Raw genomic sequence first — 12,820 nt, forward strand, 5'->3', positions numbered from 1 at the left:
TCCGCGATGCGGTGTCGGGCTCGCTGGGGTGGAGTTCGTACGACGGCGAGGTCAACTGTAGTGTCCCGGGGCTGTGTTCGCCTTGGGTACACGGCCTAGCGTCGGCTGTAGAACCGGTGCGCTGCGGGCCAGGAAGTCCCACAGTTGGTCGGCGACTGGTCCGTGCGGGCGGTCGCGCCGACGAGCGGCCGAGAGTTCCTCGACCACGCCGGGAAAGTGCTGTCCGGCGATGGATAGCAGGCTTCCGTCACGCAACTCGGTCTCGATCATGAATCGCGGTACGTGTCCCCACGCCATGCCGTGAAGGATCAGCTCCTTCTTCATGAGGTGGTCCGGAACGGAGCTTCGGGGCGCGCCTTCGACGAGGAAGTGGCCTTGTTCGGACGGTTGCCGCGCAGAGTCCCGGATGACGCACTGGGTGAAGGCCTGCATCCGCTGCGGTGTGATGTCGGCGTCCGGGGGGAAAGGCAGGAAACCGGGCGCCACGACGGGCACCAGTGCGACGCGGCCGAGATCGATCCACTCCATCCGCACGTCGCTCTTGGGGATGCGGTGCACGATGAGGTCGGCTTCGTCCTCCAGTAGCCGCTCCCAGGGTCCGGTGACCGTCTCGAATTGCAGGTGCAGTCGTGTCTGTGGGCGCTGCGCGAAGAAGCGGCTGAGCATCTCCAACACCGGCGGTAGTGGGCACAAGTCCCCAATCACCACGCGCAGTTCGGCTTCTTCGCCCATCGCCAACTGCGCGGCATAGGTCTGCAGTTCCTCGGCCTCGTGCAGCAGGAAGCGCACCTTGCTGTGGAAGGCGCGCCCCGCCTCCGTGAGCTGCACCCGGTAGCCCGAGCGGTCCAGCAGGTCCAGGCCCAACTGGCGCTCCAACTTGGCGACGGCTGCGAACACGGAAGGGTGCGAGCGGTGCAGCCGCTCGGCGGCAGCCTGGAAGCCACCATCGAGCACAACGGCGTTGAAGCACTGCAGTTCGTGGAGCGTGAAGTTCGACATTATTCAGAAAACCTACAGGCTTCTTTCGATCTTTGTAATAGAAGTCTGCAGGCGGCGTTCGTAGGCTGAGTGCATAGCCGCTAGATCACTGGAGCTGACATGACTTCTCAGATCCCTACTGCCATCACCACTGGCGATGGCGTCCGCATCGCCTACCGCTTCGACGGTGACGAGAGTAAGCCGGTGCTGCTGCTCTCGAACTCCATCGGTACCGACCTCCACATGTGGGACGGCCAGGTGTCGGTACTGACTGATCACTTCCGGCTGCTGCGTTACGACGCGCGCGGCCACGGTGCCTCTGATGTCCCGCAGGGCGCGTATTCCCTGGACCGGCTGGGGCGCGACGTGGTGGAGCTGCTGGATGCCCTGGGCCTGCAGCGGGTGCACGTGCTGGGCCTGTCTCTGGGAGGAATCGTCGCGCAATGGCTGGGGATTCACGTTCCGGAGCGCGTCGACCGCTTGGTGCTCTCCAACACCGCCGCCTACCTCGGCCCGGCGAATCAGTGGGATCGACCGATCGCCGAACTGCTTCAGGCCCCCGACATGCAGGTCACGGCGGAGGGGTTCCTGCGCAGCTGGTTCCCGGCCCGAATGCTGGAAGGCGAGGACGAGGTGGTCGAGGGCTTCCGTCGCACTCTGCTCGCGACGCAACGCGAGGGCGTGGCCGGGAGCTGGGCTGCGGTGCGCGACTACGACCTGCGTCGCACGGCCGCGCTCATCCCCAACCCGACACTGGTCATCGCGGGCGAGCACGACACCGTCACATCCGCCGCCCACGGGAAGGAGCTCGCCGCGACCGTCCCCGGCGCGCGGTTCACCGTCCTGCCCACCGTGCACATGGCGAACGTCGAAGCAGAGTCTGAGTTCGTCGGCGCTGTGACGGCCTTCCTCACAGAGCAGCCGTGAGGGCTACCGGGCCGACTGGAAGCAGCGGACCGCCTCTTCAGCGCTGCTCGACGTGCCAATCATCGCCGACACCCCCAGCTGTCGGAGTGTAAGTGCGCGCGCCACTTCGTACGAAGGAATACGAAGAAGAGTGCGCCGATGCTGGTGCGAGGCGGAGTCGAGCCTCGGAGACAGGCAGCGTCAGAGGCTGTCGGTAGTGTGCCGGGCGTGGTCGGAACCGAGGAAACACGCCTTATCGTTCTGCGAGGCAACAGCGCGTCGGGGAAGTCGTCCGTGGCGGCCGGCCTGCGCGAGAAGTACGGCCGCAATCTGGCACTTGTCGGCCAGGACAACCTCCGCCGCACCGTGCTGCGCGAACGTGACCTGCCCGGCGCCGCCAACATCGGACTGATCGGCTCGGTCGCCTCCTACGCGCTCGACGCCGGCTTCCATACGGTCGTAGAAGGCATCCTGTACGCCGACCGCTACGGCGAAATGCTGCAGGAGCTGGTGCGCGCCCATATTGGCATCACCCGCTGCTACTACCTGGACGTCGCCCTCGAGGAAACGCTGATCCGGCACGCGACAAAGCCCGACCCCGAGTACCTGAAGCGGGTCAAGGAGCACCACCTGCGCGACTGGTATCGGCAGCGGGACCTGCTGCCCGACGGAATGGAGACCGTCATCGACGCGACCAGCACCCTGGACGACACCGTTCACCGGGTTCTGTCCGACACCGGCCTGGACCGTGTGCCCGCACTCGACCGCTGAGCCGACCGTACTCGCCGAGCGCCTACGTACGCGGCTCCCCGCAGACAGGTGGACGCCGGGTGTTGATATGACAGCAAGGCGTACTACAACGCACTGCAGCCGAAGGGCCATGTCTCCGGCCAACAAGGGGTAAATGTGACCAGCGAACTGCGGCGCAGGCTCCTGGAGCAACGCGAGAGAAGAGAACTCGAGCGCGTGCTGTGCGCTGCCTCCGAGGTGGTTACGGCGCGCACGCTCACCTCCGCAGAGGTACCCGACGGCGCTGTGGATGCCGTGCGGGGATTCTGGGATATGGCAGCCGAGCCCGTCGCAACATTGACCGACGAGGCGCCCAGCGAGCGTCTTGACGCATGGGCGGAGGAACTCCTCTCCCGGCACGGCTACCAGGCAACCGCCTTCATGCTCACCGACCTTGCCTTGCACCGTGGATCGAGTTCCGGATGCGGCCAGGCTGGTTCCCCTCGATCCGCCGGGCAACGGGACCCTCATGGGTCTTCCTCAGGAATGATCTCGGCGCGGTGGCAGCGATCAGCGAGCAGGAGTATCGGTTCGAGTTCTTCGTTTCACACCTGCCGTAGAGCGATGCCGGTGGGCCTTTACGGCGACCGCGGTGACGCTCACCGGCCTCCTTCCGGTGTCTGGGTGTCCGCGCAGCTCGGTAGCGTCAGCCGGATGACTGATGACGTCGTGATGTGGGAGCGGCTCACCGCCTTGCTGCCGGAGGCCGAGGCCCAGGAGGTCAAGGACTGCTGGGACATCGGGGAACAGGAGGCGGGGCTTGGACTGCTCGTCTCCGGTCTCCTGGCCCATGAAACGCCGATCAGCGAGACGATCAGAGCCCAGCTCTCCGTACTCGCGGAGGCCTGGGGTGAGAGGGAGCGCCTGACGCCCGAGATCCTCCAATGCCGTGGGGCCGACCAGACCGCCGGCTTGAAGTTGATCGAGCCGGACGCCGGCAGCGCCGAGGAGGTGCTGGGCGAAGCCGACCACGACGCGGCTGACTTTTTCCTCGTGCCCTGGATCGCCTGTGCGCGATGTGGCCAGGTCCTGATGCGCGCCCACACCCGGGAACCATGGGGCGGTCTCACCTACCTTGCCCAGCACTATGCGATCACGTCACCGGACCGTGCCACCGTCCTGCGGATGTTCCCTCCATGCTCCGCCACCACCGCGTTCGCAGCCCTTCAAGGGAATTGTTCGTAGCGTAGGCCGCGGCTGGAGGCTAGGGCTTGTCCCGTAACTAATCTTGGAGTCGGCCAGGCAAGACTGGTTGCCGCGCTGCCAGTTCGCCTATCCGACGAGGGTGAGGTTGTGCAGGCGGGCAATGCCGAGCATGGCGTGGTGGACGCCGTCGCCTCTGAGACGGCAGTCGCGCAGGATCTTCCAGCCCTTCATGAGGGCGAATGTGTGCTCAACGCGAGCCCTCACCTGCTTGTGGGACCGGTTGTGTTCCTCTTTCCAGGCCGGAAGCTCTTCGCCTTTGCGGCGGCGGTGCGGGATGACGAGTCCGGTGCCCTGATAGCCGCCATCAGCGATGGTCATCGTCTTGCCGACGGCGACCTTGGCGCCGGACTCCTCCCAGCCGCGCTAGTCAGGCCGATTGCCTGGTGCGGGCCGGCCGACCAGGACCACCTGACGGGTATCGGCATCGATGACCACCTGATGAGCCGTGGAGTAGCGGTAGTTCTTCGACTGCTGGGCGATGGTGTGGTCGCGGGTGGAGACAGGGTGCCGTCGACGATGAGCACGGAGTCCCTGCGGAACTTCTTGTGCGGCTGGAGCGCCAGCATCGGCCCGAGGTGGTCGATGATTCTGTCCGCGGCCGACTTGGAGGTCCCGAACAGCGGGGCCAGCCGGCGCATCGTCAAATTGGTCCGCCAGTAGGCTGTGACCAGCAAGATGCGGTCCTCAAGCGACAGGCCCCGCAGGCGACCACGCCGTGGATCGGTGGCCTGCTCGCGCCGTACTGCGGCCACCAACTTGCCAAAGCAGCGCGGGCTCAGCCCGGCGAAGGGGCCTATCCAAGACGGCTCCGAAGCCGTGATCACACCTGACATCGCAAGATCATCCCAGGGTGAACCCGGGTACCGGACGACTCCTCAGCACATGAAGTCCTTCCAGAAGGCAACGGACGCCTGCGGGTTCCAGGGAGCGTCATCGTCGGGCTCCCGGAATTCGCGATCGATGTAGTCGGCCAAGTCGTGGCCATAGCAGATGATGTCAGTGCCCCACACCGAGAGAACCGGGTGGCCGTAGGCGCCCCGTCCGGCAGGAACGAACCAGTGCGCGTACACAGGAACCAGCTTCGGGACCTGCGCGAGTTCTTGCTCGGCCACCGTCAACGCAGTCGGCCCGTCGGCTGGACGGCCCCCAAGCCCGCTCCCACCAGCCGTTCCCGACAGCGTTCAACACGCCCTGAACGGGCCACTTAAGGTGGTATCGAAGATCTTCGGGATTGCCGTGACGCCAGTCCGGCCACGGCTGGTCCCAGGTCGCCCCCTCTTCAGGAGGTGAGGCGACCGGCAGGCCAGTCGCCAGAAAGGCTCGATGGTCGGCGGAGAACTCAAAGTCGAACGTAGCCTCGATGCGTCTGAACTCGGCCTTGGTCAACCCTGGCTCTATCTCGCAGCAGTCAGCCAGCGCGAGGCGACGCGCGGCTTCACCCCCCAGTTGAACCCCGTCACTGTCGATCACATCGACACCGTACACATGCTCTGCGGCCCGATCTTGACCTTACGGGACAGCCCTTAGGGCCCGGGCATGTCAAGTCGCCTGGCTCCACCCCTTGTTGCTGTATCGATCGCAGTCATGTCGTTGGCCGGATGCGGCACTGCGACGCAAGGAAGATCTCTCGACCCCTATACCGGTGTGATCTTGGCGCCGACTAGGCCGTGTTTTAGAAGTCGGTGCCCCGTTTAGCTGGCTGACCTGGAATGTTACGTGTAGTCAGCCAGATGATGAGGTCAAGTGCGATGCGGCTGATGTCAGTTTCCGTGTGGACCTGGTGTTCGTAACGGGCGGAGTCACTGCGGACGATCTCGTACCCGCCCTCTTCCAGGACGGCCACAGATGCGAACCAGGCAGGATCGTCCGTGTCGGGTTCGATGACGATGAACGTGTTGTCCGTGCCGTCGAGTGCACTGATCATCTCGAACAAAGCGTCCTCGGAAGCACCCTCGATGTGATCGCCGTTCTCGCTGACCACTCCGTAGCCTCTGGCCCCCATCGGATGGTCCTCTCCCCGGGTCGGCAACCGATCAGGTCAGCATCGTATGGGGTCGACTACAGCCACTCGTTGATCGCTGCCACCTGGACAACCGCCAGGTATCGCACGGCCAGTTTGTCGAACCGCGTGGCCACGGCCCGGTTGCGCTTGAGCCGGTTCATCCCGCACTCGACAGCGTGACGGGCTTTGTAGTCCTCGCGGTCGAAGGACGGAGGCCGCCCGCCCGCTGACCCCCGACGCCGGCGATGTCCTGCCTGACCAGCCGGTTCCGGAATGGTGCACCGGATGCCCCGGCGTCGCAGATGGGCGCGGTTGGCCCGGGATGAATAGGCCCGGTCACCCCGCACCCGCAGCGGTCGGCCGCGAGGGCGTCCCGCGCCGGGCCGGGGCACGCGAATGGTTTCCAGCAGGGCGGCAAACTGCGGGCTGTCGCCACGCTGGCCGGCCGTGATCAGCACCGACAGCGGCCGCTGCCCCTGCTCGCAGGCCAGATGAATCTTCGTCGTCCACCCGCCACGCGAGCGGCCCAGACCGTGGTCGTCGGGTTCGGGACTGCGTCCGCCCGGCGGTTCTTTCTGATTGGGCCCGTCGCGCCGGGCACCGGCAGCCTGCTGATGGGCGCGGCAGATCGTTGAATCGACGTTCACCTCCCACGTGATCAGCCCGGCCGCGTCAGCACGTGTCTGCAGGCCGGTGAGTACTTCCGCCCACACACCACTGCGCTGCCAGCGGCGGAAGAGCCCATAGACGGTCTGCCACGGCCCGTACTCGGCCGGGAGGTCCCGCCACGGCGCCCCCGTCCGCACCCGCCAACGAATCCCATCGATCAACTTTCGCCGATGCCAGGACGGACGGCCCAGCACCACAACCGGCAACAGCGGTTCCAGGGCGGCCCATTGACCATCCGGCAGATCCCCTCGCCCCACACCCAGGATCATCACGGCACAGGAGCAGGTACAGCAGCCACTTTTAAAACACGGCCTAGGGACGATCGCCGTACAGGTACCGACTCGTCCCTCGGTTCAGCCTTCAGCGTCGGCGGACAGGATGGTGTAGCGAAGGGCGTGCAATGCAAAGAGGAAGCGGCGTGGGGGCGGGACCGCGAGGAGGAGCAGTTTCAGTGCCACAAGGGCCACTGGGTGCACATCATCTGGAAGCCACCCGCCGCCGGGAGCACGCGCTCTGATGACGGAGGCAGGTACTTCTTCCAGCAGAACGTGCCGACGCACGAATGCCGCGATGGCCACTGGGAGAAGGTGACCGGCACACCGGGGAATCATTGACGGCCCCGGTAGGACTGTCGATGCCTCTAGTCGGCACGGCGTGCACGGCGTCACGTGGTGGAGCCGGTCGCCCCCACCGTTGCGCCTCGCCTGCGACTTGGACGGGGAGCTACCCCAAGTGCACCTTCGCAGCGAGCACTTCACCCTCCCGCGTCATTCCAACCGTGATACCACAGAAGGGGTTTGTCAGGTCGAGTGTCGAACGGGGTGATGTGGTGGCTGTGGGCTACCTGGTGACCGTGGTGTTGGCCGTACTGATCGTGGTGTTCTGTCTGGCTCGCATACGCGGGCCGAAACCGCTCTTCTACTTCAGCTACCGACTCGGCCTGGTCTTCAACGAGATCCCGCACGTCGCTCTTTACGCGTTGGTGGCCTCGACGGCACTGGCCTTCTCCGAGGGCGACATCACCACGACCTCCGACCGGGTAAACGTCGGGGTGGCAGGGGCCGCGGCAGCCGGGCTTGTAGTGGTCACCCTGCGCGGAATGCGGGCGGCGTCCGTGGTGCGTGTCGCCTTGGACGACGCGCTCGGCGTCGGGACGGGGACGCACCGCCGGCCGCCGCTGGCACGCATCCTGCTCAGGCCCGTCTTCCGCCGCCGCCGTGACGTCAAGCGGGTGAGCAACCTCAGCTACGGCGACGCAGGCCGTCGCAACCTCCTCGACGTCTACCACCACCGCTCGCGCCCCGAGGGCGGCTCCGTAATGATCCACTTCCATGGTGGCCACTACGACCAGGGTCGGAAGAACACTCAGTCGCTGCCCCTGCTCTACCGGCTCGCCAGCCAGGGCTGGGTCTGCATCAGCGCCAATTACCGGCTGCGCCCCGATTTCCCGCATCCCGCCCATCTGATCGACGCGAAGAAGGTCATCTCCTGGGCGCGCGAACACGCAGCGGAGTACGGCGCGGCGCCTGCGGCCGCCGTATTCGTGGCGGGGAGCTCCGCGGGTGGGCACATGGCGGCTCAGGCGGCACTTACCCCCAATGAACTGGCCTACCAGCCCGGGTTCGAGGAGGCGGACACCTCCGTGACCTCCGCCGTCGTGCTCAACGGCTTTCTCGCGGAGTACTTCGACGGCGACCCGGCGACCTCGCCGGTGAACCTCGTCCGGACGGATGCACCACCATTCCTCATCGCGCACGGGGACCTGGACGAGTTGGTGGACACGGAGAACCCCAGGGCTCTTGTCACCGCTCTGGGATCGGTCTCCACCTCGCCGGTCGTGTACGTCGAACTCCCGGGTGCCCACCACGCTTTCGACCTCTTCCACTCATTCCGGTTTGACGCGCTCATCGGCGGCGTCGAGGACTTCGCCGCGTGGGTGACGGCCCGGAAGAACAGGCCTGAGAGCTCGTAACACGGACTTGTTGATGTGGGCTGGTTGGGCGTTGCCGGTGTGATGATTCGGCCGTGCGTGATGGTGTGGGTACTCGACCGCGGATCGTCGACTAAGTTGTGGGCGATGATCGAGCCGTTGTTGCCGCCGTGGCCGGAGCGGTCTCCGGTGCCTCGGCCGGTGTCGGACCGGCTCTGTCTGCAGGGCATTCTGTTCGTCCCCTACAACGGCATGGCCTGACAACTCATGCCGCTGTAGCTGGGCTTCGGTTCCCCCGCCTGGAGCCTGATCTGCTTCAGACGCCTCTGCGGCGAAGCCGATCCCGTCAACCGGATCGGCCCCACGGGCTTGTTCGGCTTCAAGAGCTTCATCACCAGGGTTGGACACACACTCGCTGCTGCGGGTACGGCGTTCTGCGCCAGTGTGGCCCCCGCGGCCTGCGCCCCGACCATCGGGGCCGGGCGTGCAGCAGGTGTTGCTGCACGGCGGCACGAGCAAAGGAGAGGGAGTCAACGCGTGCGAAAATCTCACGAAGGCATTCGACGAATGATGTCGGATAACCGAAGAGTATTTGCCATCTTCGGGGCCATTTTCGTCCTGGCCGGCGCGGCGGTTGTCGTCGCTAAAGTGATCGACGCCGATACGAGTAACGCTCTGAGGGTCGTGGGGTTCTCTCTCATAGGCGTAGCCGCCCTGATGTTCATCATCAGCTGGATGAGACGGGCCACGCGACGGCAGGAGTGAGGCGACGCTCGCCTGTGGCCCGAGCGCTCAGGCGCTGGGGTCACAGGGCACTTGGCCTTCACCGTCGCGGCATCTCGGTGTCGGCGACAGTCAGTTTGCCGTGGAGCGCGTGAACGTCATCCGGTGCGCGCTGTGAGGGGGAGGAATGGATAGGTCGGCCGCGACGGTTGGCAGTCCAGGTGAACGGGGTCAAGTTCTGCCCGGCCGAACCAGTGTCCCTGCACTTTGGTCGCGATCACATGAAGCCCCTCCTGGAAACCCGAGGTCCCAGCCGAACCTCACGGGCGTCACCGCCCGCCGTGGTGGGCATGGTTTCTACGGCGTCCGCACGAGGGTGTGACCGGCCAATCGGAGCACGGCGGCCTCGGTTTTAGGCCAAGGCGCCCCACATGGCGTGCAGCCGCACTCCGGGCCGGTCGGCCCGGCAACGCCACGGGCCGTGAGTAGTGGGCGGAGCTGCCGGATGGCCACGGAGGCGGTGGAGCGGTCCACGTCGAACAGCTCGGCCAGGACCTAGCCCGCACAACCCATGTCAGGTTACGCGTCGTGTATCTCCGTGTTCTGGCAGGCGACCAAGCGCCATTGCCTGTCCTCCTTTGCCATGACGTAGAGGGGCGTACCCGGGTTTCCGATGGGCTGGCCATCGAGCGTCAGGTACTGGGCATGCACCTTGACCGCGGCGACGTCGGGGCGGATGAACAGCACATCCACCACCTCGTAGGTGGCTGTTGAATCCTTCATGGCACCGGGAAGTACCTGGTGCGTGAAAGCTGATATCTCATCGCGTCCGGTGAGGCGTTTGCCGTGGCCTGTCGTCCAGATTGCGTCGCTCCGGAAGAGACTGACGAACTCGTCCACGAGCTCGTTCTGCTGGGAGTGCTCAAGAGTGGCGATCACCTTCTTGAGCGCCACGATCTCGGCTTCCTGTACCTGCTCATCGATCATGGTTTCGTTCATGGAGGTCAGCATTCAACCCCAACCGCACTTGAGGTCAAGCAAATTCAGAGATTGCTCCCCAGGTCCTCGCCGGGGGCCAGAGGCCGGTGTTGACGCTCGTGGTGCGGGACACTCGCAAAGCGGTCTCTGGGTCCAGCCGTAGTGATGCGGCTGGCCGGCCAGTGGGTGCTTCGGCCAGTGACCAGCCGCCCGCGGTGGCGGTCACGGTCCATGTGCCGAGGGCCGGCTCGTCGATGACCACCTGGAGTTGCGCCCCGGGGGGGGTGCCGGAGTGTGACGCAGTGTGTGGGGCAACCGAGACCAGCCTCATCACACTTTGACCGAACGATCCTCGGCCCCCGTCGTGCCCGTGCCCGGATCAAGTGACTGTCCTAGAGTTCGGTCTGTGCCGTCGTACAGCATTGGGCAGGCAGCGAGGCTGCTGGGTGTGAGTCCGGAGACTGCCCGGAGGTGGGCCGACTCCGGGCGGCTTGCCATGGGCCGGGAGGGGCCGGGGAATCGGGCGATCGACGGCGTGAGTCTGGCGGCGTTCGCGAAGGAGCGGGCGGCGGGGATGCATCCGCTGCCGGCGGGGCCCGCGCTCACCTCCGTACGGAACGCGTTCGCGGGCATCGTGACCCGGGTGACGCTCGACGACATCGCCGCACAGGTCGAGATCCAGTCGGGGCCGCACCGGATCGTCTCGGTCGTCACGCGGGAGTCCGTCGAGGAGCTCGGCATCGAGGTCGGCGTCACGGTTACCGCTCGTGTGAAGTCGACCAACGTGCACATCGACCTTCCTTGAACTTGGAGTCCTGGCACAGAGGACCTGGAGTCCCCTGGCACCGAGAACCTGTGGTCCTGGCACCGAGAACCCGGAGTCCTGGAACCGAGGAGCTGTAGGCCTGGCACCAGCTCAGCGGCACAGGAGTGCCGCGCGCAGGTCGAGCTTGTGGTCGAGGAGGGTCACGTCCCTTCCCGTGAGGGCCTGTACGCGCTCGATGCGGTAGTGGACGGTGTTGACGTGCAGATGCAGGGCCTTCGCGGTGCGCGCCCACGAGCAGTTGTGGGCCAGGAAGGTCTCCAGGGTCTCCAGGAGCGTCTGGTGGGAGGCGGAGTCGCTGTGAGCGAGCGGGCCGAGGGTCCTGGCGCTGAAGATCTTTCGTACGTCGGCGGGGATGCCGGACAGGAGTGTCTCCAGGGTGGCGAGTTCCTCGACCATGGTCACGCGGCCGGTCGTCGCGGAGCCGTGCCGCGCCGCTGCGGCAGCGTAACGGGCCTGCGACAACGCAGTGTTGAGCCTGGATGGGTCTGCGGTGGGCGCACTGACACCGGCGTACAGCGGAGTGTCGGGTCGGCAGCCGTGCAGCAGGGTCCAGGGCTCGTCGAGCGAGAAGGGACTCTCGTCAGTGACTGCTATGACGGCGACCGCCTCCATGTCGAGGGTTGTGCCGATAGCGAAGACCGAAGCCGGCAGGTGTTGAACCGCCTCTCTGAGCGCTTCCTTGACGCCGCTGCCCGCGAGGCGGCCGCCGGTGTCAGTGACGACGACCCGCCAAGGTCCCTCAGCCAGCGGACCGCAGGATTCGAGAGCGTTCGCGACAGCTCCCGTGTCCGCGTCACCCCTCTCGACGAGGGCGATCAGTTCCTGCCCGGTGCGACGCCGGTCCGCGTACCTGCGGTTGTGGTGGTGGCGGTACTGGCCGAAGACCTCGGCTATCTCGTGCAGAGCTCGGGGAGGCACTCCGCCCGCCTGCGGCACATGGAGGTACCAGGCATCGTACGGCGTGGACTCGGCCTGGACGCGCAGCGTTTCACCGGTGAGGCCGCGAAGGTTCTCCACGGCACGCGCCGCCGCCAGTTCGGGGGCTGACGCCGTGCGTGCGACAGTGCGCCCGGTGCTGGTGAGCAGGTAACCGGGGGGCGTTCCGAACGGAGCGAGCGCCCGCCCGAGGAGTTCGCCGGCTTCGGTGTCCTGTTCGATGAGCCGGCCGAGGTCGCTGCGTACGTTCTCGGGCAGGGCGAAGTGGTCTGCGGGGCGGCGGCTGAGGTCGCCCCACTGGCGCCGGTACACGACTTCGGTGATCGCCCGGAAGTTGGTGTGCGCGGGTACGGCGAGCAAGGCGATGCCGTGTGCTCGGCAGGCGTCGACCACGTCGACGGGGACGGAGCCGTGGGTCTCCTCCCCGGCGAGAAGGGCGCGGGCCCCGGCTTGTGCGAGCGCGGAGACGAAGCGCTCGGTCCGTGCCCGGCCCCCCGCTTCGTTCCACCACACCAGGCCGCTGAGGACGATCTCGCCGGGCTGCAGGAAGCGGGCGGGATCCTCCAGGTCGGTCGCCGTCACTCCGCTGATCGTCCGGTTGAGCAGATTCTCGCCACCCCGCTCGCCACCCCAGGCGAGCGAGAGGTCAAGGCCCTCGATGTGGAGGAGATCTCCGACGCGCATGTGCTGACTCCTTGTGCGGACACCGGACCCCACCCGGCTTCTCACATCCACCAGGTGAATCAGGGTTCAAGCATCGTAAGTGCAAGGCATGGGATGCGAAATGCCTCTTGGTTGATCCACCAGGGGAGGGACGGAACAGCTGGAGGTTTTCCGTGCGGCGGACCAGTCGTTTTCGGCCCCATGCCCGGCTTCA

11 protein-coding genes and 1 pseudogene are annotated in these 12,820 nt (G+C 66.1%); 5 read left to right on the forward strand and 7 right to left on the reverse strand.

The window, feature by feature from the left end; translation table 11 throughout:
* Window positions 1-51 precede the first annotated feature (51 nt).
* The gene (locus ACIBCK_RS22725; protein ID WP_399392865.1) at window positions 52-999 is read right to left on the reverse strand and encodes a LysR family transcriptional regulator; all 948 of its coding nucleotides are present in this window, start codon (window positions 997-999) and stop codon (window positions 52-54) included.
* A 99-nt stretch (window positions 1,000-1,098) separates the two neighbouring features.
* Here ACIBCK_RS22725 and ACIBCK_RS22730 point away from each other — a divergent pair, with 99 nt between their 5' ends.
* The 3 genes from ACIBCK_RS22730 to ACIBCK_RS22740 all read left to right on the forward strand — a co-directional run bounded on the left by ACIBCK_RS22730 (window position 1,099) and on the right by ACIBCK_RS22740 (window position 3,858).
* Window positions 1,099-1,905, forward strand: coding sequence for an alpha/beta fold hydrolase (locus ACIBCK_RS22730; RefSeq protein WP_399392867.1), 807 nt, complete (start codon window positions 1,099-1,101; stop codon window positions 1,903-1,905).
* Window positions 1,906-2,103: 198 nt separating this feature from the next.
* Window positions 2,104-2,655 carry an AAA family ATPase gene (locus ACIBCK_RS22735; protein WP_399392869.1) on the forward strand — a complete coding sequence of 184 codons (552 nt, stop codon included), beginning with the start codon at window positions 2,104-2,106 and terminating at the stop codon, window positions 2,653-2,655.
* Window positions 2,656-3,327: 672 nt separating this feature from the next.
* Window positions 3,328-3,858, forward strand: a complete 531-nt coding sequence (locus ACIBCK_RS22740) for a hypothetical protein (RefSeq protein WP_399392871.1) — start codon at window positions 3,328-3,330, stop codon at window positions 3,856-3,858.
* Window positions 3,859-3,945: 87 nt separating this feature from the next.
* Here the strand turns inward: ACIBCK_RS22740 and ACIBCK_RS22745 are convergent.
* The 4 genes and pseudogenes from ACIBCK_RS22745 to ACIBCK_RS22760 all read right to left on the reverse strand — a co-directional run bounded on the left by ACIBCK_RS22745 (window position 3,946) and on the right by ACIBCK_RS22760 (window position 6,807).
* Window positions 3,946-4,712, reverse strand: a pseudogene (locus ACIBCK_RS22745) (transposase).
* A gap of 42 nt (window positions 4,713-4,754) precedes the next feature.
* Window positions 4,755-4,991 carry a hypothetical protein gene (locus ACIBCK_RS22750; RefSeq protein ID WP_399392873.1) on the reverse strand — a complete coding sequence of 79 codons (237 nt, stop codon included), beginning with the start codon at window positions 4,989-4,991 and terminating at the stop codon, window positions 4,755-4,757.
* A gap of 560 nt (window positions 4,992-5,551) precedes the next feature.
* Window positions 5,552-5,881, reverse strand: coding sequence for a hypothetical protein (locus tag ACIBCK_RS22755; RefSeq protein ID WP_399392875.1), 330 nt, complete (start codon window positions 5,879-5,881; stop codon window positions 5,552-5,554).
* Window positions 5,882-5,937: 56 nt separating this feature from the next.
* Window positions 5,938-6,807: an IS5 family transposase gene (locus ACIBCK_RS22760; RefSeq protein WP_399393128.1), complete on the reverse strand. Its 870-nt coding sequence runs from the start codon at window positions 6,805-6,807 to the stop codon at window positions 5,938-5,940.
* Between the two features lie 572 nt (window positions 6,808-7,379).
* Here ACIBCK_RS22760 and ACIBCK_RS22765 point away from each other — a divergent pair.
* The gene (locus ACIBCK_RS22765) at window positions 7,380-8,522 is read left to right on the forward strand and encodes an alpha/beta hydrolase (RefSeq protein WP_399392877.1); all 1,143 of its coding nucleotides are present in this window, start codon (window positions 7,380-7,382) and stop codon (window positions 8,520-8,522) included.
* Window positions 8,523-9,782: 1,260 nt separating this feature from the next.
* Here the strand turns inward: ACIBCK_RS22765 and ACIBCK_RS22770 are convergent.
* Window positions 9,783-10,202, reverse strand: a complete 420-nt coding sequence (locus ACIBCK_RS22770; protein ID WP_399392879.1) for an SgcJ/EcaC family oxidoreductase — start codon at window positions 10,200-10,202, stop codon at window positions 9,783-9,785.
* A gap of 385 nt (window positions 10,203-10,587) precedes the next feature.
* Between ACIBCK_RS22770 and ACIBCK_RS22775 the strand changes: the two genes are divergently transcribed.
* The gene (locus ACIBCK_RS22775; protein WP_399392880.1) at window positions 10,588-10,986 is read left to right on the forward strand and encodes a molybdopterin-binding protein; all 399 of its coding nucleotides are present in this window, start codon (window positions 10,588-10,590) and stop codon (window positions 10,984-10,986) included.
* A gap of 111 nt (window positions 10,987-11,097) precedes the next feature.
* Here the strand turns inward: ACIBCK_RS22775 and ACIBCK_RS22780 are convergent, their stop codons facing one another.
* Window positions 11,098-12,627 (reverse strand): PucR family transcriptional regulator, encoded by a 1,530-nt coding sequence (locus tag ACIBCK_RS22780; protein WP_399392882.1) that lies wholly within the window; start codon window positions 12,625-12,627, stop codon window positions 11,098-11,100.
* Window positions 12,628-12,820 lie beyond the last annotated feature (193 nt).

It is taken from the genome of Streptomyces sp. NPDC051218 (assembly GCF_044455475.1).
Lineage (GTDB): Bacteria > Actinomycetota > Actinomycetes > Streptomycetales > Streptomycetaceae > Streptomyces.